We start from the raw sequence: 24,552 nt of genomic DNA on the forward strand, positions 1-24,552 counted from the left end.
CGGCTCCAGGGGCCCCGTGCCCGCTTGGCACCCTCCCGCGCGGCAGGAGCCCGGGGTCCGTGGGACCCGCTCGGCACCCTCCCGCGCGGGAGATCCCTCGCCTTCGGCGGCCCGTCCGGCGTCCTTCTCCACGGAGGACGCCGCTCCGCGTGGTTCGGAATGCGAACGCTCCGGCAACACTTCGGTGTCGGGGCGTGCGCATGTCATGAGGGCCCTCCGGGTTGTGGGTGCGGGCCGATAGGCTGAACGCATGACGCGAGCCGAGCAGCCCACGGCCCCTCAACCGGCCCCCGACGACGCCCTGGTCGCGGACTCCCGCGAGCGCGCCGTCCGTGCCCTGCTGCGCCGACCGCAGCTGAAGCGCCTCTGGAGCGCACAACTCGTGGGCGGTGTCGGCGACACCCTCGCCCTCCTGGTGCTGGTCCTCCTCGCCCTCCAAGCGGCCATCGCCCAGGGCTCCTTCGGGGGCGGCTACCGGGGCGTGGCGTTCGCAGTGGCGACCGTTTTCGGTGTGCGGATCCTCGCCACCCTGCTGTTCGGCGCCGTCCTCCTCGGCCCCCTGACCTCACTAACCTCGCCGGACGGACCGCTGGACCGCCGGTGGACCATGGTCGGCGCGGACGGGCTGCGGGCCCTGCTGCTCATCGTCGCGCCCCTGTGGATCGACTGGACGCCCGACGAAGCGCTCGCCGCCCTCCTCGTCACCGTCTTCGTGACCGGTGTCGCCGAGCGGTTCTGGACCGTGTGCCGGGAGAGCGCGGCGCCCGCGCTGCTGCCCGCCCCGCCGCCGGAGGGCGCGACCGTACGGCCGCTGCCCGACCACCTGGACGCCCTGCGCCGCCTGTCGCTGCGCACCGGCTTCGTCGCCATCCCGCTCGCGGCGGTCGCGCTCGTCGTCGCGGGCCTGTTCAACAACCTGCTGGGCACCGGCATCGCCTGGTTCGACGCCCACCAGGCGGCCCTCGCGTCCTATGTCGCGGCCGGGCTGTTCGCCGCCTCGCTGTCCGTCCTCACGTTCCTGGAGCTGCCCGGGACGCGCACCCCGCGCGCGCGGTCACCGCTGGAGGGACTGCGCCGCCCGAAGAGCGCCGCCGGCTCCGAGAAGGGCCGCACGGGCGCGATGCCGCTGCTGGTGTTCGCGTCCGCGTCCGTCGCCGCGGCGGTCTCCGCCGCCGTCTCCGTGGCCGTGCTCCACGCCACCGACCTGGACGGCGGCCCCGTGCTCTACGGGCTGATGGTGGGCGCACTGACCGGCGGTGTCGTCGTCGGCATCCGTACGGCGCCGTCCCTGCTGCCGTCGCTGTCCCGCCGCCGGCTGCTCGCCCTGGCGCTCGCCTTCACCGGCGTGGCGCTGCTGGCCGCCGGACTGGTGCCCGACGTCACGAGCGTGCTGCTGATCCTCGCCCTCGCCGGTGTCGGCGCGGGCACCGCGGCCAACGTCGGGCACACCCTGCTCGACCAGGAGACCGAGGAGCAGCGCCGGGCCCGCACCACGGAGCACCTGCACGCGGTCGTCCGGGTCTTCGTGGCCCTCGGCGCGCTGATCGCACCGCTGGTCGCCGCGCTCATCGGCCCGCACCGGCTGGAGAACGGCCGGTTCGTCTTCGCCCACGGCGGAGCCGCGTTCACCCTGATGCTGGTCGGTGCCCTGCTGCTGCCGGTGGCCGCCCTGGTCCTCGCCAAGGTCGACGACCGCTCCGGTGTGCCGCTGCGCCACGACCTGCGCGACGCCCTGCTCGGCGGCGACGACCCCGGACCTACGCCCGCCACGACCGGCTTCTTCATCGCCCTGGAAGGCGGCGACGGGGCAGGCAAGTCGACGCAGGCCGAGGCGCTCGCCGAGTGGATCAGGGGCAAGGGCCACGAGGTCGTCCTCACCCGGGAACCCGGAGCGACACCGGTCGGCAAGCGGCTGCGGTCGATCCTGCTCGACGTCTCCAGCGCCGGACTCTCCCACCGCGCGGAGGCCCTGCTGTACGCGGCGGACCGCGCGGAGCACATCGACACCGTCGTACGCCCAGCCCTGGAACGCGGCGCGGTCGTCATCTCGGACCGCTACATCGACTCGTCGGTCGCCTACCAGGGCGCCGGACGGGACCTGTCCCCGACCGAGATCGCCCGCATCAACCGCTGGGCGACCGACGGGCTGGTACCCCACCTGACGGTGCTGCTGGACGTGGCGCCGGAGACCGCGCGTGAGCGGTTCACGGAGGCCCCGGACCGGCTGGAGTCGGAGCCCGCCGAGTTCCACGCCCGCGTGCGGGCCGGTTTCCTCACCCTGGCCGCGGCCGACCCCGGCCGCTACCTGGTGGTCGACGCCGGACAGGAGCCGGAGGCCGTCACCACCGTGGTCCGGCACCGCCTGGACCAGGTGCTGCCGCTGTCCGAGGCCGAGATCCAGGCCCGCGAGGAGGCCCGCCGCAAGGCCGAGGAGGAGGCCCGCCGCAAGGCGGAGGAAGAGGCGGCGCGCAAGGCCGAGGAGGAGCGCCTGGAGCGCGAGCGCCAGGAGCAGCTCGCGCGGCTGCGTGCCGAGGAGGAGGAGCGCAAGCGGCGCGAACTCGAGGAGGCCCAGCGGCGCGAGGCGGAACGCCAGGCGGAGGAGGCCCGGCAGCGCGCCGAGGAAGCCGCCCGCCGCGCCGAGGAGGAGCGACAGCGGCTCCTCGCGGAGGAGAAGGCACGCGCCGAGGAGGAGGCCCGCCGCAAGGCGGAGGAGGACCGCCGCCGCAAGCAGGCCGAGGAGGAGGCCCGGCTGCGGGCCGAGGCCGAGGCGCTCCGCCTGGAGAAGCAGCGCAAGGCCGAGGAGGCACTGCGCCGCGCCGAGGAGGCCCGGCGGCTCGCCGAGCAGGCGGCCGCGGCGGCGGAGGCCGGCCCGAAGCGTGAAGCCCCCGGCGCGGCTCCGCACGCCCAGTCCTCGGACGCGATGACCGTGCCGACGCCCGTGGTGACGCCGACCAACGCCTCCGGCGGGCCGGTGGACGAGACGGCGGTGCTGCCCAGGGTGCGGGGCGACGAAGCGGCGGGAGCCGACCCGGCTGCGGGTTCCGGTGCCGGAGCCGGGACCCGCGAGGGTGCGGCGCGACGGCCGGAGCGGTCCGGCCCCTCCGAGGCCGAGGTGACGACCGAACTGCCGAAGCCTCCGGTCCCGCCGGGCGCCGTCGACGAGACGGCCGTCCTGCCCGCCGTACCGCCGGGTGCCGCGGACGAGACCGCTGTGCTGCCCCCGGTGCGCGGCGACGGCCCGGACGCCGGGAACGCCGGGGTGCCTCCGGGCTACTTCCGCGACGAGCGCACGCAGGGCGGCCCCGAGGCGTCAGCGGGCGCCGTCGACAGCACACGTGAGCTGCCGCAGGTGGAGGCCGCCGAGGGAGCGGCGTCCCGGCGGCGCCGGAAGCGGTCGGACTGGGCCGAGGAGACCCCGCTGGACGACCTCCCGACGCTGGCCGACGAACTGCTCGGCCCGCGCGAGGAGGACGGCCCCGGTGAGGACGAGGGCGGCCGGGGACGCGGACGACGCCGCTGAGGGCGCAAGGGCCGCGGCCCTTGCGCCCAGCCCGGACACGGGCGGTGGGGGACGGCCCTGTCAGTGCCGCCCCCCACAATGGACTGCGGGACTGCGGGACTGCGGGACTGCGGGACTGCGGGACTGCGGGACAGCGGGACAGCGGGACAGCGCAGGCACCGGTGTGCGCGCCCCGAGGGCGGGCGGATGCGGGCGGATGCGGGCGGATGACGTGGCGGGACGGAAGGACGGCGTGACCCCATGACCGTGTGGGACGACCTCGTCGGGCAGCAGCGGGTGAGCGAGCAGCTCGACGCAGCCGCCCGGGACGCCGACGCGCTCGTCACCGCCGCCACGGCCGACGCACCTCCACCGGACGCGTCGAAGATGACGCATGCGTGGCTGTTCACCGGCCCGCCCGGCGCTGGCCGCAACCAGGCGGCCCGGGCCTTCGCCGCCGCCCTGCAGTGCGTCAGCCCCGACCGCGCGCTCGGCGGCTCCCCGGGCTGCGGCTTCTGCGACGGCTGCCACACCGCCCTCATCGGCACCCACGCCGACGTGAGCACGGTCGCCGCCGTCGGTGCGGAGATCCTGGTGAAGGACATGCGCGACACCGTGCGGAAGTCCTTCACCGCCCCGGCGAACGGCCGCTGGCAGATCATCCTCGTCGAGGACGCCGAGCGGCTGAACGAGAAGTCCGCCAACGCGGTGCTGAAGGCGGTCGAGGAACCCGCCCCCCGCACCGTCTGGCTGCTGTGCGCCCCCTCGGTCGAGGACGTCCTGCCGACGATCCGATCCCGCTGCCGCCACCTCAACCTGACGACCCCGTCCGTGGACGCCGTCGCCGACATGCTCGTCCGTCGCGAGGGCGTCGAACCGGAGGTCGCCGCCGCGGCGGCCCGCGCCACCCAGGGCCACGTCGACCGGGCCCGGCGCCTGGCCACCGACCCGGCGGCCCGCGCCCGCCGCGCCGCCGTACTGAAGCTGCCGCTGCGTGTGGAGGACGTCGGCGGCGCGCTCAAGGCCGCCCAGGAACTCGTCGACGCCGCCGCGGAGGACGCCAAGCAGCTCGCCGAGGAGACGGACACCAAGGAGACGGACGAGCTGAAGGCGGCGCTCGGCGCGGCCCAGGGCGGCCGTCTCCCGCGCGGCACGGCCGGCGTGGTCAAGGAACTGGAGGACATGCAGAAGCGCCGCAGGACGCGGACGCAGCGCGACAGCCTCGACCTGGCCCTCGCCGACCTGACCAGCTTCTACCGCGACGTCCTCGCCCTGCAGCTCGGCTCGCGCGTCGCCATCGCCAACGCCGACAGCGAGGACGCGCTGCACCGCCTGGCCCGCTCCAGCACGCCCGAGTCCACACTCCGCCGCATCGAGGCGATCGCCGCCTGCGGAGAGGCCCTCGACCGCAACGTGGCCCCGCTCCTGGCGGTGGAGGCGATGACCATGGCCCTCAGAGCCGGCTGACGCAACCGCCACCGCCGTTGTCACTCCGCGGCCCGGCCTCCCGCGGTCTCCGCCGCCGGAGCGGCCGGCCGGTAACTCGTACGAGGCACGACGTCCACACACGGCACTCAAGTGGTCGCGCACGGTTACGCTCGCGACATGGACCCACGGCGCACCCCCCGCACGACCGGCAGGACCCGCAGCTCCGACAGCACCCGCAGGACCGGCACGGCCGGCAAGGCCGGCAGAACCCGCACCGGAGCGATCCTGCTCGCCGCCGTCGCGCTGCTGATGGCCGGCTGCTCGTCCGGGAGCATGACGAGCGCCGGCAGCAGCGCCGCGGAGGAAGTGGCGAAGCTGGCTCCCCTGCCGCGCAGCATCCCCGCCGCGCTCACCTCGTACTACGCGCAGAAGCCGGCCTGGCGCGACTGCGGTGTCCCCGGCTTCCAGTGCGCCACTCTCAAGGCCCCCCTCGACTACGCCGAACCATCGGCCGGTGACGTCCGACTCGCCGTCGCCCGCAAGAAGGCCACCGGGCCGGGGAAGCGGCTCGGCTCCCTGCTGGTGAACCCCGGCGGACCGGGCGGCTCGGCGATCGGCTACCTCCAGGCGTACGCGGGCATCGGCTACCCGGCCGAGGTCCGCGCCCGCTACGACATGGTCGCCGTCGACCCCCGTGGCGTCGCCCGCAGCGAACCCGTCGAATGCCTGGACGGGCCCGGCATGGACGCGTACACGCAGACGGACCTGACCCCCGACGACGAGAAGGAAACCCGGGCGCTCGTCACGGCGTACAAGAAGTTCGCCGAGGGCTGCGGGGCGGACGCGCCGAAGCTGCTGCGTCACGTGTCCACGCTGGAAGCGGCCCGGGACATGGACATCGTGCGGGCCGCGCTGGGCGACCAGAAGCTCAACTACGTCGGCGCCTCGTACGGGACGTTCCTCGGCGCCGCCTACGCCGGGCTCTACCCGCACCGGACGGGCCGGCTGGTCCTGGACGGCGCGATGGACCCCTCCCTGCCGGCGCGGCAGCTGAACATGGAGCAGACGGCGGGCTTCGACACGGCCTTCACCGCCTTCGCCGAGGACTGCGTACGGCAGAGCGACTGCCCCCTCGGCGACAAGGGCACCAGCCCCCAGCAGGTCGGCAAGAACCTCAAGGCGTTCTTCGACCAGCTGGACGCGACCCCTCTCCCCGCAGGCGACGCCGACGACCGCAAGCTCACCGAGTCGCTGGCCACCACCGGTGTGATCGCCGCCATGTACGACGAGGGCGCCTGGCAGCAACTGCGCGAGTCGCTGACCTCGGCCATGAAGGAGAACGACGGCGCCGGACTCCTCTTCCTGTCCGACAGCTACTACGAGCGCGACGCCGGCGGCCGCTACTCCAACCTGATGTTCGCCAACGCGGCCGTCAACTGCCTCGACCTGCCGCCCGCCTTCGAGACCCCCGAGCAGGTGCGCAAGGCCCTGCCCGACTTCGAGAAGGCGTCCCCCGTCTTCGGCGAGGGCCTCGCCTGGGCCGCCCTGAACTGCGCGCACTGGCCCGTGGCGCCCACCGGACAGCCCCAGCGCATCGAGGCCCAGGGCGCCGCCCCGATCGTCGTCGTCGGCACCACCCGCGACCCGGCCACCCCCTACCGCTGGTCCGAGGCACTGGCCGCCCAGCTCGACACCGCCCGCCTCCTCACCTACGACGGCGACGGCCACACCGCCTACGGCCGCGGCAGCGCCTGCATCGACGCCGCGATCAACGCCCACCTCGTCGAGGGCACCCCGCCTGCCGACGGCAAGCGCTGCCGGTAGCCGCCCTTGACCCCCTGGGGACGGGCCTGATCCCCGTCCCCAGGGCGTGTGCGAAGCACCCCTCGGAACTGTGTAGACTTACCGTCGTTGTCGATCGCACCATGGTGCCGACAGCACGCCGCCTTAGCTCAGATGGCCAGAGCAACGCACTCGTAATGCGTAGGTCTCGGGTTCGAATCCCGAAGGCGGCTCCATTGTGAACCGCAGGTCAAGCCTATGACCTGCGGTTTTTTCTTTTCCTTGACCATGGAAGCGTCGATTTGGAGCACCTGTTGACCTACGCATTCCCGTGCGTAGGTTGTGAGGTCTCCACGCTCGGTGAATCTGACGACAGGTAGGTCGTTGACCTGCATATTTATGCGGATGGGCGCCTGTTTCGGACCAGGACTCAGTAGGCAGGGGAGGCCGAGGGGAGGCCATCGATGCAGCGAGGGTGCAGCACGGGCGGCCGTGGAGCGGCCGAAGAGGGTGGGGGAAACGGAAAAACGCGACCGCTGCGGTCGCGAACACGCTGGTGACGGTGGCCGTTCCTTGTCGAGAACTGCCAACCTGTGCCACTGCGTCATTCCGCCGTCATAGGGGCAGGGCGTTGATGGGCGCGCTGGGCTGATGGATACCCGCAGGCGTTACGCCGAGATCCACTCGTACCCGTCCCGCGACACTTGGGTTGTCGATGGCGCTATCGCGCTGCCGACCGCTGCGGTCGGGACAGCATCCTCTACTCGTCCAGCGGTAAGACTGTCCGGGCCGAGCTCTCGACACCACCGTGCGGCGAGTGATCACGCCGAGCGGAGAGGGGTACGGCCCTTCGTCAGGCGTTCTCATCGTGGATGCGCGCCCCCAGGTCCTCCGCCCACTCCAGCGCCCATGCCTTGAGCTCTGCGATCTGCCGGGAGGTGAGCCCGTACGCGGCGTAGTCCTCATCCTCGTACCAGTCCGCGCCGGTGAGCCGGTCGCGGAGGTCCTCGAGACTGAACTCGTCGTGGGCGCGGCGGCGGCCGAGGGATTCGAGGTCGGCGGTGGAGCGGTGGCGGGAGGCCGCCTGGACGTCGATGAGGTCGCGGACGGTGCCGCGGTCGGCGAGGGCGCGGACCTTGGTGCCGATCACGTCGTCGAGGGAGAGGACGGGGCCGTAGGGGGTCTGGGTAGGCGGGGCCCAGAATGCCTCCTTGAGGACGTCGACCTCACATTCCTCGCCGGTGTCCGGGTCGGTGACGAGGAACCGGCCGCTGAGCGGGTCGGTCTGGACGTGCGTGGTCCGCCAGCCGCGCGCGGCGAGGCCAGTTGTGAGGGAGGCGACGATCTCGTCCATCGGGGCGGGATTCTCGGTGGCGACGTCGAGGTCGCGGCTGAAGCGTTCGACCAGGCCGTGGGCCTGCACGGCGTATCCGCCGGTGAGGACCAGAGGGTAGGGGGAGCCGAGGTCGAGGATGTCGGCAAGGAGACGCTCGTGGAGCGGGGTGAGCTTCACGCGGCGGTCGCGTCGGCCGGAGCGGTGCGCGGGAGTTCAGGGAAGGCGTCCTCCCAGACCTCGCGGATGTAGGGGCTGACCAGGCGGCGCAGAACGGGCCACTGCTCGTCCAGCAGCCGGTGGTGCAGGAAGGCCGCCACATCCTCGCGCAGGCCCTCGGCAAGGACAGTCCGGTAGAGCGTCATACGGGACTTCGGGCGGTCCAGACTGTAGCTCGTCCGCCCGGACCAGGCGATGTGCAGCGGCAGGTCGACGATGCCCTCCACAGGGCCGACAAGCTCCTGCAGGCGCTCGGGCAGCCGACTGCGGTAGCGGTCCCGCAGCACCTCGGCGCGGGGGGCGGTAGTCGTCGCATCCATGCGTCCAGTATCCCTGGTGGGAGGCGGCGGTATGACGGATACGGATCTCTCCCGCCATATGTGTGGGTCAGGCGCCGTTCACCTCCGTCGACATCTCCCTGGCGGATACTCACCGCATCATCAGGGCGACACGCATCGCGACGGCGAGGTCGCTGGGATTGTGAGTGCTGCCCTGAGTAGGTGCCTGGGCGTGGGGACGGTAATGGGCAAGGTCTGGCCCCTGGTTTGGTCAGGGGATGGGCCCAGGCCGCCGGGCCGGCGGCGGCACGGGCGGTGGTCCGGTTGTGTGACGGCCTCCCGTGGGCGGGACGGGCGGTAGGCGCTCTAGCCGGACCGGGCCATCGCGCGGAGCGCAGCAGCCTCCGGTCGGGCGGGGCACGAAGGAGGCGGCTCACGGGGCTTCTCCGCGGATCCGCTCAGCCTCGGCGGCCAACCGGTCGAGGGCGTCCAGGTGTTCGCGGGTCGTGGCGGTGAACTCTCGGACCTGGTCCGGGGTCATCGACACGGCGTCGCCGTCGACCTCCACCGCGATCACGGGCAGCGGCTCGGACTGCCTCTCCATGTAGGGGGCGTGGGAGATCCATGCGGTGAGGTAGTGGACGGTGCCGCGGCGGCCGTCGAAGCGTGCCGCGATCTCGCGGCCGTTGTGGGTGAGGTCGGTGAAGTAGTTGGCGCCGCCGTGGGGGTCGATGCACCAGTCGGGTTCGGGGATCTCGATGTCGCGGGTCTCGTGGATGGTGACGGTGACCATGCGGGGCTCGGTCATCGGGCCTCACCCCAGACGCGGTTCTCCATGCGGCTGAGCTGCTCCGGCCGGGCGCGAGGGGCGTCGGTGTTCCAGGGGAACGGGCGGAGGTCGGCGGCGGCCTTGCACACGGCGATGGCGGTGCCGTGTGTGGCGTGCGGCAGGCCGCAGACGCGTCCGCCGTCGAGGGGGGCGAGGAGCCGGGCGGAGTGGTGCCTGCATCCGTCGGCACCGGCGTTGCGCCAGTCGAGGACGGTGACGGTAGGCCGGCCGGTGCAGGGGGTGGGGTCGTCGGGGTGGGCGGCAGGGCAACGCCGGTTTTCGTGCTGCTCACCAGGAGTCCGGACCAGACCGGGCCCTTTCTTGTTGTCGGCGCCGAGGGCACGCAGGGCGATTCGGAGGGCTTCGCGCTGGGCGCCGCATGCCTCCGGGCAGGAGGAGCCGACGCGGCTGCTGTCACCGTAGGCGGCGAGGATGCGTTGGGCGACGCGGATCGCCACGTCGAGGTTGCTGGGCTCGGGCGTGGTCGGGGTGGGCGGGCTTCCGTAACTGGTTACGGGGCTGGACAAGGTCTGGCTCCTGGTTTGGTCAGGGTGCGGATCCAGGCCCGGGCCAGCGGTGAAGTCGCTGAGCCCGGGCCTGTCTGGTGCCGTCCGAGGCGGGCCTCCCCGCCACGCCCCGGACGGCCGATCGAGGGGCGGCTACGCCTCAGCGCGCTTCAGGGCAGCGAGATGGTCACGGACAAACCCCGCTACCCCGTCAGGGTCACCGGTCTTCGCGATCAGGTCCGTCATCGCACCCATGACCTCCGCCAGCGGCCCCTCAGCGGTGGCCTGCCGCTCACGGACCACCGCGACCGCATCGGCGGTGCGCTGCTCCCGCCGGGCCGTGATCTCCCTGATCCGGGCGTCCTCGGCCTCCCGGTCGCAGCGTGCGACCTCCGGGTCACCCTCGAAGTCACCGCGGGCGATCACGTCCGCGCGGTCGCAGAGGGCGAGCAGCCGCTCGAAGAACGCGATGCCTTCGACCGCGACGTCACGCGCCGCGCTCGGGGCGAGCGCACCTGTGTGGACGCCGTAGTGCAGCCACATCTCGGTCGTGCGGCCGTAGGCCTGTGCCCGGTAGTCGTGGACGACGATCTGCGCGGCGAGGAACGGCTCGTTCTCGTTGCCGAGGTTGTCGGTGTCGATGTCCCGGACGGTGGTCTCGATCGGGGTGGTGGCGTGCCATCCGGGTTCGCCGTCCGCGCCGGCGTGGTCGAGGCCGCAGTCGGGCATCGCGCACAGGTACTTGATCTGCCAGGCGCGGCCGCGGTCGGCGGCGGTGAGGGGCTGCTCGGCGGGCGCCTGTCCGGAGCGGAGCATCTCGATCGCAACCTGCGCGATCTCCGCGGCCTTGTCCGGCGAGTAGTAGCCGGGGAGGGTCTTCCTCATGGCCTCGTCGACGGCAGCGGGCATGGCGGCGATGACCTTGGCGAGGTCGAAGCTGTTTGGCTCCGGCTTGTCGTCCTCGTTGAGGAACTCGGCCACGGTGATGCCGCGCTCGGCGAGCTGGGTGCGCAGCCACGCCTCGGCCTGGTCGAGGCGGACCCGCTTTGGGTCGTAGACGCACTCGTACGAGTAGTTGGTCATGTCGGGGGTGGACCAGTACTCGACGCCCGCCTCGGCGGTGAGCGAGGGGCAGCGGCCAATGGCAACGATGACGGTGTCCGTAGCCGGGGCCCCCGGCTCGGCGGTGGGGGGCTCGGGCTGCTCGGCACGGGCACGGCTGCCGTCGACGAGCCTGGTGACGAGGGGGATGAGGGTTTCGCCGCCGCTGTAGTTCGTTGTCGTGATGGTCATGTGGTGCGCTCCTTCGAGGAGTTCTGGTGTGTGTCGTGTCGGCATAGTCGCGCTGGCGGGCGCGGTCGAGGCGGGCAGTCCACGTTCGGGCGGTTCGGCCTCGGCTGCCGACTGTCGCCGGACGGGCGGCGCGTAGAATGCGCACTTTGCTTTGCTTCGGGCCATCCGGGGAGGTGTCCCTGCCTGCCCCGGGCAGCGGTCTACGCGGCGGCGAGGGCGACGGTGTCGGCGTCGACCGGCGTGGCACCGATCAAAGCGCCCGCCGCACGCATCGGCCGCGCCAGGAAGCATGGGCGCCGCGCCGGCAAGAGTGGCCGTAAGTGGCACCGCTGGCCAAGGCAACACCGCCTGGTTGCGAAAGCGAGAGGTGAGACCGGTACCGGCGCGGAGTCGGGCGGCGGGAAACCGGTGAGTCCCGGCGTCGTACGTTCTGGATGGCGCGCGCTACCGTCGGAGTCGTGGTCGAAGGATGGGACGAGGACGGGCTGCGAGCCGTGCGCGGCGCGCTCCATGCTCAGGACGGGGTGGCGCTGCTTGCCGCGTTGCGTCGCGGTCCCGTGCGTGAGGTGCTGCAGTTGGCCGGCGATGGTGTGGCCGTGGCCGCGGCGCAGGGCCTGCCGGAGGCTGCGGAGATGGCGGGCTTGTTTCTCGGCGCGCTTCGGGAGCGCGGATTCCGGGGCGACGCGGAACTGGCTGACCGGTTGCGCGCGGCCACGGGAGACGCGGCGATCCCCTTCCTGCGCCCGCTCGCCGTCGATCTGGAGATGCTCGCCATGCTGCTGGAGGGCGACCCGGCTGAGTCGGGTGGCCGGATCGATCTGTCCACCGGGGAGTGCTGGCCGGCGTTCACCGACGAGCCGGAGCCCGAAGAGGCGGACGATCCTGAGCGGTGGCTGTACGTGCCGGCTCTGGGTTCCCGGGCCGGCTACCGGGACATGGAGCTGTTCATCGACGGGCTTGGCGACGTCGTCCTCGCCGACCGCCTGCGGAAGGCCATCGGCGGGCGGGGCGCCTTCCGGCGCTTCAAGGACGTCCTCGCCCGTGACGAGCGTTCCTGGCGCCGGTACCACCGGTTCTGTGATGAGCGACAGCGCGGCCGGGCTCGCGCCTGGCTGGCCGAGGAGGGCTATTGCCCGAGGCTCCCGGTACTGCGGCAGACGATGCGAACCTGATCCGCGCAAGGGCCGGACGAACCGGGCACTTGTACCGCTGTACCGCAGATGGAAAGGGCCGCCGAGCTTCTCCAGCGCGAGGCCGAGGGTGGGGCGTCGGCCAGGGAGTCGGGATGGTTGCAGCTGGCCGTCGCCTGCGCCTTCCGCTCCGGCCGGAGCTGCAGTTCCGAGTCGGGTCTGCCTTGTTGGCTTCCTGCAGTCCGACCTTGCTGGTCAGGAATCGCGCAAAGGCTCCACCGGACGGCCCCTGGACCTGCGAATGTGACATGGACGGGAGGCCAGGGGGAGGCCGGACGCCTTTGGACCAGATGGACGCGATAGCACGGGCCAGAACGCCGCGTGTGTTCTGATCAGCCAAAATCGGAACCGGCGGCACGGGGCGGCACCCCGCGTCACGATCGCTGGTGATCTCGTAATGCGTAGGTCTCGGGTTCGAATCCCGAAGGCGGCTCAGACAGAGGCCAGGTCACTCATCCGTGACCTGGCCTCTTGCGTTGCTCCGGATCGGCGGGAGCCCGGAGGCGGTCGCGAGCCGCTCGAAGGGGCGATGCGTCATGGACCTGCGCGAGAGGAGGACCGATCCGCAAGGCAGAGAGAGGCCGATCCCGGATCACGCTCCCCATCAGCACGGACGTGTGACCCGCCGGCCAACCTGCCTGTCATTCTGTGCAACCCATCGCCTTCATCGCATCCGGCAAATAGGACTGGGCAAATCGCTCGAGTTCCTTGGGTTTCGACTGTCCTTCGTCAAGGATGTCCAGATCCAGAATGTAGTAGTCCCCTCTGCCGTGTCCTGTGCAGGCGTTGATCGACATGAGCCAGCGGTCTGATGTCACGGTGTCGTCGCCGACCTCAGATCTTTTCGGATTTTGCGAGGAGCGGTTCTCTCTCGCGAATTTCATGGCATCGAATCTGTTCTGGTCTCGAATCTCGCTTATGAGGAACCTGCGGGACTTGTCAACGAGTACGAGGCACGACGACTGGTCGTCGTCGGAAATCTGCGGCCGGGCTTCGAAGTTCTTCCCGGAGGGTAGCAGGGGCTGCAGCGCGGACCGATCGATTTCCCGTCCGCAGATGGTTGTGGGAATTTCGTACCTCTGGGAAGAGCTGCACCCGACGGTGGCGGTCAGGAGCAGGCCAAAGGCCGACGTCAACAGAAGTGACGGTCGCAGTGCGTCACATTTCATCGTGGAGTGGTTTCTTTCGAGGCCCGGTTGCGGGACGCATCCAAGCGCCTTGAGGTCGCCGCTGGATGGGAGGGGGCGAGATTATGAGGTGCAGCCCATCTTTTTCAGCCCTTCCGGCAGGTACGTCCGCGCGAACTCTTCGAGCTCCTTGGGTTTTGCTTCGGTCACTCCGTTCGCGGTGATGATCACGTCGAGGAAGTAGTACTTCCCTCGTCGGGGGCAGGAGTTCATCGAGATCAGCCAGTTGTCAGAAGTCATAGCCTCTTCTCCGACGTCCGACGGCTTGGGGTTGTCCATCCTGGTGCTGCGTATGTCAGATTTATTCTGGTCGCGAAATTCTTGAATCAGAAGCACCTCGGACTTGTCCACCGAGATTGCGCACTCCGATTCGTAGTCGTCGGTCTCATGAACAGCTTCAAAGTGCTGCCCTGAGGGCAGAAGTGGCTCCAGTGCGGACGGATCGATGTCTCTGCCGCAGATCGTGTCGGGGATTTTATATGAGGCGGGGTTGCTGCATCCTGCCACGGCAAGGAGAAGCAGGGTGAGGCCCGAAACCAGCAGAAAGGTCGGCCGAAGCGCGTTGCTTTTCATTCCGGTTTGACCCCCGCCTCCCTGTTTGCTGTGTCGTTCCCGTCGAACGCGCTACTTCCGATTTCCTTCTGCCATACCCGTGTGTTTCCTTCCTGGGACAGTTCATGCTCAGGATTTACCCGCGTCCACTCCGACCCCAGCGCCTCAAGGTAATCATTTCGGGATTCAAAAGTGCGTCTGGTGTCGATGGCAAGGTCATCGTCGATACGTTTTTGCTCTTCCAGTTGCCATGCGTAGGCCGCGGAATCCACCCCGCGTTGCACCGCATCGCCGACCACTGGGATGAAGTTGGCTACGCCTCCGAACCCGTGATATGCCCACTTTGCAGGCCAAGAGGGGTCTTCCGTGTCCGTGGTCAGCGCCTGATAGCGAGCGGACTCCATGAAGCCAACTGTGTGTCCGGCCCGGATGAGCTCTTCGATCGGGTCGCCCTTATGCTCAGCGTGAATGTCAGCGATAATGGCTTGATTCACGTTTTCCATCAGCATGCCGTAGGCGCTCTGGTCACGCGAGACCTGTTTGGAAACCTCCAGCAGGTCGTGGTAATCGAGCGGTCCTTCACCGGGACCGATCGAGCTTGCGGTCTGGTGCACGTCTGCCCCCCAGTTGCCCAGGAGGACCGCCATGTCGTCCCGCAGTTCCGGCGGGAAGTCGTCGCCCTTGGCGGCCAGGTGGCTGAGGGCGCCGTCGAAGACCTGTCGCTGTGCGTCGGTGTGGTCGTACGACGTGATGACGTGCGGCTGGTCCGGGTTCAGGCCGGTGCCTGCTGCCAGCAGGGCCTTGCCGAGGGCGTTGCGGGACTGGATCGTGCCGTCGCCCTCGCGGTAGGGGCTGTCCTCGTCGTAGTACTCGCGTTCATTGAGGAGGTAGTCGGCCGCGTCCTCGCGGCCGAACAGCTCGGTGGCGTAGTCGGGGTTGTGCGATACGGCGCGGAGGAAGCCGGCCATCGGGTCGCTGCTGGTCGTTCCGTACTCGCCGTCGGGGCCCTTGGTCGTGTAGTCGAGGTGGGTCCCTGCCATATTGGGGTTGCCCCAGAGCGACGCGGGGTTGAACCCCTTCTTCTCCTCGAAGGCGCGCAGGCCCTTGTAGTAGTCGTCCAGGAAGTCCCCGTCGAACTTCCCCTTGACCATGAGATTGCTCATGATCTGGAAGCCGTAGGCCTTGGTCATGATGCCTTCGTGCCCGTACGCCTTGCCACCTGCGGCGATGAGGTCCTTCTTCCACGCCTCCATCTCCGGTGAGGTGCTGTGGGAGGCGGTGGCGAGGGACATGCTGAGGTTCTTCTGGACGTCGCCGAGGAGCTTGGCGCGGTCGCCCTCGGGTGTGTCCTTGGGGTCGGCCAGGTCGCGCCAGAACTGGAGCGTGCCGTCGGGGCCCAGGTCGAGGACGAGGTTGTCGGTGAAGGCGGGATTGTCCCGGTGGTTCTTCAGGGTCTCGTTGAAGCGGGCCAGCTTGGCCTCGCTCCAGTCCTGGACGTTGCCCTTGGCGATCTCCCTGCGCCAGTACTCGGCGTCCGCCCTGCCCTGGTCGAGGTCGGCGTCCTTCAGGCCGGTCGACCCCTGGTCGGTGAAGTCGTACTTGTGCTTGGCGAGCCGACGCAGGGCACGGGCTGCGATCCGGTCGGTTTCCGTCGCCTCCCACAGGATCTTCCTGACCCGGCGCTGCGCGATCTCCAGATCCTGATCCGACGGCCTGGGGATGTCGCTCTTCCCCGAGACCATGGGAGGAGGTACCGAGGCTATGGCCCGGCCCTTGCCGTCGACGTAGATGTAACGCTTCCCCAGGTCGTCGAGCGCGGTCTGCAGGTCCAGCTTGTGCTGCGTCAACGCGGCGTGGGCATCACTCAGGATGCCCAGTACGCTCTTCGCCTCTGCGGCCGCGTCGCTGAACTGCGCTGCCGTCCTGGTCACGAACTGCCGGGAGACGGTGGCGTTGACGCCCGCCCAGTCCGCCGCAGCGGCCTTCTTCTGCAGATCCTTGGCGCTGACCTGGCCGTCTCCGCCCGTGGCGAGCTTCTCCAGCCGGTCGAGCATGGTCCGCCAGTCGTCCACGGCGGTCTTCAGCGTGCCCAGGCGCAGGCTGTTGAGTTCTTCCACCGTCAGCATGTCGGTTGCCACGCGTCTCAGGCCTCCGCGGACTTGGGGGCGTAGTACTCGTTGATCCGCGACACCGTCATCAGGTCCCCCGTGGCGTTCCGCATGCCGGTCACGACGTGTTCCTCGTCCTTGGCGTGCTGGGCCCGTGTGAAGTCAAGGTGGTTGGAGATGTGGGCGCACGCCTCCTTGAGGGTGCCCGCCTTGGTGTTCCACGCGTCGTGCAGTGCGGTGAGCGCGGAGCCCATGTCCAGGCCGTCGTTGAAGAGATCGATGGAGGCCTTGAACGTGCTCGGCCGGGCGAGGTCGCCGTCGACCCTCAGCCGTTCGCGCAGGTCGTAGGCCATGTTGCCCAGCTTGCCCAACTGGTCGTCGTGCACGACGAGATCGGGTGCCGCGCCTCCGCCGCCATGGCCCGGATCGGGAGCGACCCCATTCAACTGCATCGACGTCGCCTGCTTCTGGTCGACCTCGGCCTTGATCTGCTCCCATTCGTCCCACGCCATGCGGACGAACCCCCTCCCCGTATGCGACTGCACTCGAAACCCCGGTGTGCTGCCCACCGGCGTCGAACACTCTGTCATGTGGTCGGACGATGTGACGTGGACGGTCCTGGAGTGCACGGCAACTTCACAGTCGAAGAGGGCAAATCGGTCTGCACCGGGGCCCACTGGGAGGTGCGGGCGCCGCATCGGCTCGGGCAGGCGGCCGGTGCCCTCAGGCCCGCAGGTCCCGGCGCATGAGGATGCGGGGGTGGCCGGCGAGGACCGAGGTGGTGTCGGCGGTGTGGACGAAGCCGGCGCGTTGGAAGTTCTTGCGGAGGCCGGCGTAGGCCATGGTCAGGTCGACGCGGGCGTCGCCGTTGTCGAGCGGGTAGGCCTCGACGACGGGGGCGCCGTGGGCGCGGGCGAATTCGACGGCGCCGTCGATCAAGGCGTGGGAGATGCCCTGCTTGCGGTGGCCGGGCCGGACGCGGATGCACCACAGGGACCAGACGGGCAGGTCGTCGACGTGGGGGATCTTGCGGTTGCGGGCGAAGGAGGTGTCGGCGCGCGGGGCGACGGCGGCCCAGCCGACGGGGTCGTCACCGGCGTAGGCGAGTACTCCGGGCGGGGGGTCGGCGCTGCACAGGTCGGCGACGTAATCGCCGCGGGCCGGTCCGCGCAGCTCGTTGTTGAGCCGGGACGGGATGCGGTAGCTCAGGCACCAGCAGACGTTGGCCGTCGGCGATTTCGGGCCGAGGACGGCACGTACGTCGTCGAAAACCGATGCCGGGCGCACCTCGATCGTCTCGGTGGTCATGGAACCAGCTTGGCACGGCCCGGGCGGGAGCCGCAGGCCCTCTCCGTCGCACGCGTCCCACGTGCGCCCGCGCTGATCACGTCGCACTCTGGTCCCATGGCGGACGCACGGGCGATCGTGATCTATCCGCCCGCCTCCGACGGCGGGCGGCGGGTCCGCGCGGGCGGGCGGTTCCTCGGCATGGCGTACGGGCTGCTGGACATCGTCGAGTTCCTGCGGCTGGCGGGGCTGGAGAACGTCGACGACGACTGGGTGCGGCAGAGTGCGCTGATCGAATGGCGGGGCGGGGACGCGGAGAGCTGGGGAGCGTCCCCAGGGGTGTGATCCGTGGCGCGTTCCCAGGGGGTGACGGTGAGGAGGCGTCGCCGGACTGCCGTGGCCGGCGCACGGCCGACGGGCGCATTTAAGGGGTCCTTACCGTGAACGGCTAGCATCGCCCTCCGTCATGCACGTCATGCAGGCGCGTCATGCGTGTCATGCGTGTCATGCGAGTGGTGCGCGTGGTGCGAGGTGCGCACTCGTCGTGGCCAGTGAAGTTCCCGTACCGCAGTGAGGTGAGAGGCATCGACACGCCGAGGATCGCCGTCGCGGTGGTGACCATGGGCAACCGGCCCGCCGAGGTCGACGCGCTGCTGGAGTCCGTGGCCAAGCAGGATCTGCCGCCGACCCGCATCGTCATCGTGGGCAACGGCTGCCCGCTGCCCGAGTTCGAGCAGCGGCTGTCGCTGCCCGGCGAGGTCACCACCGTCGAGCTGGACGAGAACCTCGGCTGCCCCGGCGGGCGGAACGTGGCGCTCGAGCGGCTGCGGGAGTTCGGGGACGTGGACGTCGTCGTCGACCTCGACGACGACGGGCTGCTCGTCGACGCCGATGTGCTGCGCCGGGTGGGTGAGCTGTACGCGGCGGATCCGCGGCTCGGCATCGTCGGGTTCCGTATCGCCGACGAGACCGGGGAGACGCAGCGGCGCCATGTGCCGCGGCTCGGGCAGTCCGACCCGATGCGGGGCGGCTACGTGACCGGGTTCCTCGGCGGCGGCCACGCGCTGCGGATGAGGATGCTCGACGAGATCGGCGACTGGCCCGCCCAGTTCTTCTTCGCGCACGAGGAGACCGACCTCGCCTGGCGCGCCGTCGACGCCGGCTGGCGCATCCTCTACGCGCCCGAGCTGCTGCTGCAGCACCCGAAGACCTCGCCGGCCCGGCACGCCATCTACTTCCGGGTGACCGCCCGGAACCGGGTCTGGCTGGTCCGGCGCCGGCTGCCGCTCGTCCTCGTGCCGGTCCATCTCGGCGTGTGGGTGCTGCTCACGCTGGTGCGGAGCCGGTCGGCGCGCGGGCTGCGGGCCTGGTTCGGCGGCTTCCTGGAGGGTCTGCGGGAACCGGCGGGGGAGCGGCGGGCCATGCGCTGGCGGACGGCGTGGCGGCTCACCAGGCTGGGACGGCCGCCGATCATCTGATCCGGTTGCGGGGGCGCCTTCATCGGGCGTGGGCGCTCAGCCCCGCTTGGCCTGTGCTCTCTGCCCGGCCCGGCCTGTGCTCTCGGTCCGGCCCGGTCTGTTCTCTCCGTCCGGCCCGGTCTGGGGACGAGGGGCCCGGCCGTTCACCTCTGCCGACCGGGAACCCTCGCGACGGACCGGGCGCAGCGGCGACACTCCCCCGAGTTGCGCGTTCTACGCGCGCACCCCTGGGCCGGATCCGATGTTGTGATCACATCAGATCTTGCCAACGGATCGCTAACATGTGGCCGACAGTTCTCCGTTCAGCCGTCCGGTACCGGCCGGCACAGACGGCCGACGGCATCCGGAACGGGCCCCTGTGCTGGGGTGGGAAGGCAGTGGGACGACGGCGTGGTACGGCGTGAACTCCGGTTCGGACTCCTGGGGACGCCGGTGCTGTACCAGCAGCCCCCCGGTGCCGCCGCGCCCACCGTGCAGGCGGTCGGCAGCCCCAAGCTGCGGGCCCTGCTCGCCGCGCTCCTGCTGGACACCGGCCGGGTCGTCTCCGTCGGCGCGCTGAAGGACGTCCTCTGGGGCGGGACGCCGCCCCCTTCCGCACAACCCTCCCTGCACAACCACGTCGCCCGGCTGCGACGGCTGCTGGACGCGCCGGACCGGCTCATGACCGACCCGACCGGTTACCGGCTGCGGGTCGAGGAGGGCGAACTGGACGTCCATGTCTTCGACGCCCTCACGGACGCGGCCCGTGCCGCGCGCACCGCCGGGGACGGGGAGCGGGTCGTCCGCGCGTGTACGGACGCGCTCGCGCTGTGGCGGGGCGCACCCCTGGCCGGGCTGCCGCCCGAGGTGGGCGGCTACGCACTGGTACGGCGCCTGGGGGAGGCGCGGCTGCTGCTCCTGGAGTGGCGCTACGATGCCGAATTGGGCCTCGGGGGCGACCGCGACGGGTTGTCCGAACTCGTGCCGGAGCTGGCCGCGCTGGCCGCCGAGCACCCGCTGCGGGAGGCGTACCACCGTCAGCTCATGCTCGCCCTGCACCGCACCGGCCGCCGGGCGGAGGCGCTGGCCGTGCACCGGGACCTGCGGGCCCGGCTGGTGGACGAGCTGGGCATCGAGCCGGGGGCGGGCGTGCGGCAGGCCCACGTCGAGGTGCTGCGGGGGGCGGTCGGGGGGCGGCCCGGGGACCCCCCTGCGCTCACCGTCGCCGTCCCCGCCCTCCCTCCGTCGTCCCCGGCGTTGGCCACGTCCTCGACCCTGGCCCGCTCCCTGGCGGCTGCGGTGGACGGTGTCTCCGGTGCCGGCGTCCGCAGCGGGGCGGTGTCGGCCGTGCCACGGCCCGCTCAGCTTCCGCCGCCGCCCGCGTACTTCGTCGGGCGCGAGGAGGTGCGGGAGGAGCTGTTCCGGGTCCTTGTCCCGCCGGCGAGCCCGGCGGCCTCCGCGGCTGCCTCCCACGTCGCCGCCTCACCGCCCGCACCCGCTGCCGGCTCTCCCGTGGCTGTCGTCAGCGGGACGGCCGGGGTGGGCAAGAGCGCGCTCGCGCTGCGGGTCGCACAGGATCTGGCAAAACGTTTCTGTGATGGTCAGCTGCACATCAACCTGCACGGCGCCACTCCCGGGGTGACCCCGCTCAGTCCCCTCCAGGCGCTCACCGCCCTGCTCCGCGACCTCGGCGCCTCGCCCTGCGACATCCCCGGACACCCCGATGCCGCCGCCGCGTTGCTGCGCTCGCTGCTCGCGCCGACCCGCACCCTCCTCGTACTGGACGACGCCGCGAACGCCGCGCAGGTGCGGCCGTTGCTGCCGGCCGGGCCCGGGTGCGCGGTGATCGTCACAAGCCGGTCGCCGCTCACGGCACTCGACGGCGCGGCCCGCTTCCCGCTCGGGCCCCTGTCGGCCGAGGACAGCGCGGTCCTGCTGAGCGCGGTATCCGGCCGGGACCGGCTCGACGCCGCTCATCCGCTCGTGGCGCTGACGGGCCGGCTGCCGCTGGCGCTGCGGATTGTCGCGGCCAGGCTGGGAGCCCGACGGGCGCTCACCCCGGAGGTGCTGGCGGGTCAGCTCGCGGCCACCGAGAGCCGGTTGCCGCACCTGGAGTACGACGACCTCAGCGTCCGCCGCTCCCTGGCCGTCGCCCACGACGCGCTCGCCGCCTCCGAGCGGGAGGCCGACCGGGACGCCGCGCTCGCCCTGTGCCGTGTCGGAGCCCTCGACCTGCCCGGATACGGCGCGCCCCTGCTGGCCCGGCTCCTCGGCACCGACGACCTCCGTGCCGAGGACGCGCTGGCACGGCTCGTCGACGTGGCACTGCTGGAGGAGACCGCGTACGGCCGCTACGTGCCGCACGACCTGGTCCGCGACTTCGCCCGGGAACTGGCCCGCGAGGCCCCCTGCGGAGGCGCCGGGGAACGCAGCCGCGAGGCGGCGGCCGACGGAGCCCTCCCGGGCCCCGGCCCCCGTACCCACCCGCGCCTCGCCGCCGGCCGCAAGGCCCCCTCCCGATCCCTCAGCGACCGGTCGGCGGGCACCGACGTCCACGAGGGCAACCGGTATGTCGTCGACACCGCCCTGCGCTGGTACGCCGCCGTCGCCGACCGGGCCCTCACCGCGATCGTCGAGCCCGGACTCGACCGGGACGACCGCCGCCGGGCCACCCGCTCCCAGCCGCCCGGGCACGCGGGCGACATCGGCACGGTCCCGCCGTTCACCGGTGCCGCGGACGCCTTCGCCTGGGCCGACGGGGAACTGGAGAACATCGTCGCCCTGGTCGAGCGGTACGCCGACGACGAGGAGCCCGGCGACCGGCTGGCCCACCTCGCCGTCCTCCTCCGGCACCTCCATCCCTGTCTCCTGCGCCGCGGCCGGGTCGCCGAGGCGGAGACCCTCGGGCGCGCCGCCCTGCGCATCGCCCGCCGGCTCGGGGACGAAGCGGCCCTCGCCCACGCTCTGGGGGACCTCGCGGGAGTGCGCTTCCTGACCGGCCGGCACAACGACGCCCTCCGGCTCACCGACAGCGCCCTGGACATCTGGCGGCGGCTCGGCACCGTGTCCGGGATCCGGCGGTGCCTCAACAACCGGGGGCTGCTGCTGGAGGCGCTCGGCCGGTACGCGGAGTCCGGTGCCGCACTGCGGCAGAGCCTCGCCCACTCGCGGCAGCTGAACGACCCCTTTGGCGAGGCCGTCACCCACAGCCACCTCGGCAACCTGTACGCGAACACCGACCCGCGTGCCGCCATCGAGCAGCACCGGCGTTCCCTGGCCCTCGGGGACGCCATCGGCGCGGTCATCCTGCGGCACTCGGCCCACAGCAACATCGGCTGGGCCCGCCTCGCCCTCGGGGAGGCGGGGGAGGCCCTCCCGCACTTCGAGAAGAGCCTGCGGATCCTCGGCGGTCACGGTGACTGGCCCGGCGAGTCCCGGACCCGGCTCGGCCTGGTACGGGCCCTGCGGGAGCTGGGCCGTACCGACCGCGCCGCGCGGGAGTGCGACGACCTGCTGGCGCGCGCGAGCGTCCGCGCCGATCACTACACCGGCGCCCTGGCCCGCCACCAGTACGGCCTCCTGCTGCGCGAGCGCGGGCGGACGGCGGAGGCGTACCGGCAGTGGCGGTCGGCTCTCGCATGCCTGGAGGGGACGGACGCCCACGCGGTGGCGGCGGAGCTGCGCGAACTCCTGGCCGCGACCAAGAACGCCCGCGTCCCCAGCCCGGAGAGCCCCACCGGCCCCATCGGTTCCGCCGGCCCCATCGGCCCCATCGGCCCCGAGGGCCCCGCGCCCCAGCTCCCCCCACCCTCCCCTGCTGCTCCTCCTGATCACTTCGCGTCGGCGTAGCACTCCACCACGGCCGTGGTGAAGGGGAACCGCACCGGTGTCTCGCCGAAGGTCAGCCGGCCGGCCAGGTCGGCCGCCTCCTGGACGGCGGCCACCACGGCCTCCGCCTCCTCCGCCGGGCAGTGCACGATCACCTCGTCGTGCTGGAAGAAGACGAGCTCGGCCGCCTTGTCCGCGAGGGCCTGCCGCAGTGCGGCGAGCAGCAGCAGGGCCCAGTCGGCGGCGCTGCCCTGGACGACGAAGTTGCGGGTGAAGCGGCCCCGGGCGCGGGAGTCGGTCGAGGCGTAGCCCGGCGCCCAGGCGCGGGTCTCGGACGCCGGCTCGTCCTCCGCGACCGGGATGCCGGCCTCCTCGGCCGCGTCGTCCGACGTACGCACCGCCGGCGGGCAGGTGCGGCCCAGCCAGGTCCGTACGAGTCTGCCCTCCTCGCCGGCGCGGGCGGCCTCGTCGACGTAGGCGACGGCCTTCGGGAAGCGGCGCCGGAGTGCGGCGAGGTTTTTCAGGCCGTCACCGGAGGTCTGGCCGTACACCGCGCCGAGGACGGCCAGCTTGGCCTGGTTCCGGTCACCGGAGAAGGCGCGGTCGGACACCGCTTGGTACAGGTCGTCCGCACGGCCGGCCACGTCCATCAGCCCGGGGTCGCGTGAGATGGCGGCGAGCACGCGCGGCTCCATCTGCGCGGCGTCGGCGACGACCAGCCGCCAGCCGGGGTCGGCGACGACGGCGCGGCGGATGACCTTGGGGATCTGCAGGGCCCCGCCCCCGTTGGTCACCCAGCGGCCGGTGACGGTGCCGCCGGCGAGGAACTCCGGGCGGAACCGGCCGTCCCGCACCCAGTCCGTGAGCCAGGACCAGCCGTGCGCGACCCAGATCCGGTACAGCTTCTTGTACTCGATCAGCGGTTTCACCGCGGGGTGGTCGACGGTCTCCAGCTCCCAGCGGCGGGTCGAGGTGACCTTGATCCCGGCCCGGGCGAACGCCTTGATCACGTCGGCGGGCAGGTCGGGTCGGACCCGGTGGCCGAAGGCGTCGGACACCTCCCGCGCCAGTTCGGCGAGGCGGCGGGGCTCGCCGCCGCCCGCGTACCGCTCGCCGAGCAGGTCGTGCAGGACGGCGCGGTGGACCTCGGCCCGCCAGGGCAGGCCGGCGTGGTTCATCTCGGCGGCGATCAGGGTCCCCGCCGACTCGGCGGCCACCAGCAGGCGCATCCGGTCGGGGTGGGCGGTGGCTCCGGCGCGGCGCAGCTGTCCGGCGTGCACCGCGAGCAGGTCGGACAGCGGGACGTGCACTCCGTGCGGCTCGAACAGTGAGGACTGGGCGCCCCGTTCGGCCGAGCGCTGGGGCGGGTCGGGCGGTACGGGGCCGCCGCGCAGCCGGGCCAGGGCGGCCGCGGCCGAACGGGGCTCGCCGTACCGCCCCTCGTGGCCGAGCAGGAGCGTCTCGGCGACCTCGATGTCGTGGCACCGCTCGACTCGCACCCCCGTGGCGAGCAGGAGCGGGTAGACCTCGGCGGTGGACCGCCACACCCACCGCGTGACACCGGGACGGCTCCGCACGGCCTCGGCGGGATCGGCCTCCCGCCGCACCGGCCCGTCGGGCAGCCCGTCCGGACCGAGGCGGACGACGTCCACGCCGCCCTCCTCGGCCGGAGCGAGCGCCCAGTGGCCGGTCATGCTGCGAGTGTGGCAGGGGGGTCTGACAACGGCCCCGAACAGCGGCCCCGACCAGCGGCCCGATCGCGTGTCCGGGCCGGGA

General features: G+C 71.8%; 18 protein-coding genes and 1 tRNA gene. 8 read left to right on the plus strand and 11 right to left on the minus strand.

Annotated features, from left to right (window positions below; translation table 11 throughout):
- The first annotated feature begins 250 nt into the window (after positions 1 to 250).
- The 4 genes from tmk to ACIRPP_RS22555 all read left to right on the plus strand — a co-directional run bounded on the left by tmk (position 251) and on the right by ACIRPP_RS22555 (position 6,945).
- Entirely contained in the window at positions 251 to 3,520 is a 3,270-nt protein-coding gene (gene tmk / locus ACIRPP_RS22540) for a dTMP kinase (RefSeq protein ID WP_403645675.1), read from the plus strand.
- Positions 3,521 to 3,760: 240 nt separating this feature from the next.
- Positions 3,761 to 4,966: a DNA polymerase III subunit delta' gene (locus ACIRPP_RS22545; protein WP_403645678.1), complete on the plus strand. Its 1,206-nt coding sequence runs from the start codon at positions 3,761 to 3,763 to the stop codon at positions 4,964 to 4,966.
- Positions 4,967 to 5,104: 138 nt separating this feature from the next.
- Positions 5,105 to 6,751, plus strand: coding sequence for an alpha/beta hydrolase (locus tag ACIRPP_RS22550; protein WP_403645681.1), 1,647 nt, complete (start codon positions 5,105 to 5,107; stop codon positions 6,749 to 6,751).
- 117 nt (positions 6,752 to 6,868) lie between these two features.
- Positions 6,869 to 6,945: transfer RNA gene (locus ACIRPP_RS22555), tRNA-Thr, on the plus strand.
- Between the two features lie 617 nt (positions 6,946 to 7,562).
- Here the strand turns inward: ACIRPP_RS22555 and ACIRPP_RS22560 are convergent.
- From ACIRPP_RS22560 to ACIRPP_RS22580, 5 genes are all read right to left on the minus strand, one after another.
- Entirely contained in the window at positions 7,563 to 8,222 is a 660-nt protein-coding gene (locus ACIRPP_RS22560) for a nucleotidyl transferase AbiEii/AbiGii toxin family protein (protein ID WP_403645684.1), read from the minus strand.
- Positions 8,219 to 8,581 carry a hypothetical protein gene (locus tag ACIRPP_RS22565; RefSeq protein WP_403645687.1) on the minus strand — a complete coding sequence of 121 codons (363 nt, stop codon included), beginning with the start codon at positions 8,579 to 8,581 and terminating at the stop codon, positions 8,219 to 8,221. The genes ACIRPP_RS22560 and ACIRPP_RS22565 overlap by 4 nt, the downstream gene beginning before the upstream one ends.
- 391 nt (positions 8,582 to 8,972) lie before the next feature.
- A complete protein-coding gene (locus tag ACIRPP_RS22570; protein ID WP_403645690.1) occupies positions 8,973 to 9,347 on the minus strand; it encodes a DUF6907 domain-containing protein in 375 nt (124 codons plus the stop codon).
- Positions 9,344 to 9,895 carry a hypothetical protein gene (locus ACIRPP_RS22575; protein ID WP_403645693.1) on the minus strand — a complete coding sequence of 184 codons (552 nt, stop codon included), beginning with the start codon at positions 9,893 to 9,895 and terminating at the stop codon, positions 9,344 to 9,346. Before ACIRPP_RS22575 ends, ACIRPP_RS22570 begins: the two co-directional genes overlap by 4 nt.
- A gap of 132 nt (positions 9,896 to 10,027) precedes the next feature.
- Positions 10,028 to 11,167: a hypothetical protein gene (locus ACIRPP_RS22580; RefSeq protein ID WP_403645696.1), complete on the minus strand. Its 1,140-nt coding sequence runs from the start codon at positions 11,165 to 11,167 to the stop codon at positions 10,028 to 10,030.
- 458 nt (positions 11,168 to 11,625) lie between these two features.
- Between ACIRPP_RS22580 and ACIRPP_RS22585 the strand changes: the two genes are divergently transcribed.
- Complete coding sequence (locus ACIRPP_RS22585) at positions 11,626 to 12,339, plus strand: UPF0158 family protein (protein WP_403645699.1); 714 nt, start codon at positions 11,626 to 11,628, stop codon at positions 12,337 to 12,339.
- A gap of 659 nt (positions 12,340 to 12,998) precedes the next feature.
- On the opposite strand, the gene ACIRPP_RS22590 is transcribed toward ACIRPP_RS22585, so the two are convergent.
- The 5 genes from ACIRPP_RS22590 to ACIRPP_RS22610 form a co-directional block, all read right to left on the minus strand.
- A complete protein-coding gene (locus ACIRPP_RS22590) occupies positions 12,999 to 13,493 on the minus strand; it encodes a hypothetical protein (protein WP_403645702.1) in 495 nt (164 codons plus the stop codon).
- Between the two features lie 114 nt (positions 13,494 to 13,607).
- Entirely contained in the window at positions 13,608 to 14,117 is a 510-nt protein-coding gene (locus ACIRPP_RS22595) for a hypothetical protein (protein ID WP_164337634.1), read from the minus strand.
- Positions 14,114 to 16,234 carry a hypothetical protein gene (locus tag ACIRPP_RS22600; protein WP_403645705.1) on the minus strand — a complete coding sequence of 707 codons (2,121 nt, stop codon included), beginning with the start codon at positions 16,232 to 16,234 and terminating at the stop codon, positions 14,114 to 14,116. Before ACIRPP_RS22600 ends, ACIRPP_RS22595 begins: the two co-directional genes overlap by 4 nt.
- 5 nt (positions 16,235 to 16,239) lie before the next feature.
- On the minus strand, positions 16,240 to 16,716 hold the full coding sequence (locus ACIRPP_RS22605) for a hypothetical protein (RefSeq protein WP_403645708.1): 477 nt from the start codon (positions 16,714 to 16,716) through the stop codon (positions 16,240 to 16,242).
- A gap of 211 nt (positions 16,717 to 16,927) precedes the next feature.
- Positions 16,928 to 17,512 (minus strand): GNAT family N-acetyltransferase, encoded by a 585-nt coding sequence (locus ACIRPP_RS22610; RefSeq protein ID WP_403645710.1) that lies wholly within the window; start codon positions 17,510 to 17,512, stop codon positions 16,928 to 16,930.
- A 96-nt stretch (positions 17,513 to 17,608) separates the two neighbouring features.
- Here ACIRPP_RS22610 and ACIRPP_RS22615 point away from each other — a divergent pair, with 96 nt between their 5' ends.
- From ACIRPP_RS22615 to ACIRPP_RS22625, 3 genes are all read left to right on the plus strand, one after another.
- Entirely contained in the window at positions 17,609 to 17,836 is a 228-nt protein-coding gene (locus tag ACIRPP_RS22615; RefSeq protein ID WP_384667411.1) for a hypothetical protein, read from the plus strand.
- A 239-nt stretch (positions 17,837 to 18,075) separates the two neighbouring features.
- Positions 18,076 to 18,969, plus strand: coding sequence for a glycosyltransferase family 2 protein (locus ACIRPP_RS22620; protein WP_403645908.1), 894 nt, complete (start codon positions 18,076 to 18,078; stop codon positions 18,967 to 18,969).
- Between the two features lie 366 nt (positions 18,970 to 19,335).
- Positions 19,336 to 22,797, plus strand: a complete 3,462-nt coding sequence (locus tag ACIRPP_RS22625; protein ID WP_403645713.1) for a BTAD domain-containing putative transcriptional regulator — start codon at positions 19,336 to 19,338, stop codon at positions 22,795 to 22,797.
- Here the strand turns inward: ACIRPP_RS22625 and ACIRPP_RS22630 are convergent.
- Positions 22,779 to 24,470, minus strand: coding sequence for a bifunctional 3'-5' exonuclease/DNA polymerase (locus ACIRPP_RS22630; protein WP_403645716.1), 1,692 nt, complete (start codon positions 24,468 to 24,470; stop codon positions 22,779 to 22,781). The two genes, ACIRPP_RS22625 and ACIRPP_RS22630, sit on opposite strands and share 19 nt — an antisense overlap.
- Between the last annotated feature and the right edge of the window lie 82 nt (positions 24,471 to 24,552).

The organism is Streptomyces sp. NPDC101219, from assembly GCF_044767675.1.
Taxonomy (GTDB): domain Bacteria; phylum Actinomycetota; class Actinomycetes; order Streptomycetales; family Streptomycetaceae; genus Streptomyces.

Coding starts and splice junctions, on each gene's coding strand:
- tmk (WP_403645675.1), top strand. CDS start 251: ATGACGCGAGCCGAGCAGCCCACGGCCCCTCAACCGGCCCCCGACGAC.
- ACIRPP_RS22545 (WP_403645678.1), top strand. CDS start 3,761: ATGACCGTGTGGGACGACCTCGTCGGGCAGCAGCGGGTGAGCGAGCAG.
- ACIRPP_RS22550 (WP_403645681.1), top strand. CDS start 5,105: ATGGACCCACGGCGCACCCCCCGCACGACCGGCAGGACCCGCAGCTCC.
- ACIRPP_RS22565 (WP_403645687.1), bottom strand. CDS start 8,581: ATGGATGCGACGACTACCGCCCCCCGCGCCGAGGTGCTGCGGGACCGC.
- ACIRPP_RS22570 (WP_403645690.1), bottom strand. CDS start 9,347: ATGACCGAGCCCCGCATGGTCACCGTCACCATCCACGAGACCCGCGAC.
- ACIRPP_RS22580 (WP_403645696.1), bottom strand. CDS start 11,167: ATGACCATCACGACAACGAACTACAGCGGCGGCGAAACCCTCATCCCC.
- ACIRPP_RS22595 (WP_164337634.1), bottom strand. CDS start 14,117: ATGAAAAGCAACGCGCTTCGGCCGACCTTTCTGCTGGTTTCGGGCCTC.
- ACIRPP_RS22605 (WP_403645708.1), bottom strand. CDS start 16,716: ATGGCGTGGGACGAATGGGAGCAGATCAAGGCCGAGGTCGACCAGAAG.
- ACIRPP_RS22610 (WP_403645710.1), bottom strand. CDS start 17,512: ATGACCACCGAGACGATCGAGGTGCGCCCGGCATCGGTTTTCGACGAC.
- ACIRPP_RS22615 (WP_384667411.1), top strand. CDS start 17,609: ATGGCGGACGCACGGGCGATCGTGATCTATCCGCCCGCCTCCGACGGC.
- ACIRPP_RS22630 (WP_403645716.1), bottom strand. CDS start 24,470: ATGACCGGCCACTGGGCGCTCGCTCCGGCCGAGGAGGGCGGCGTGGAC.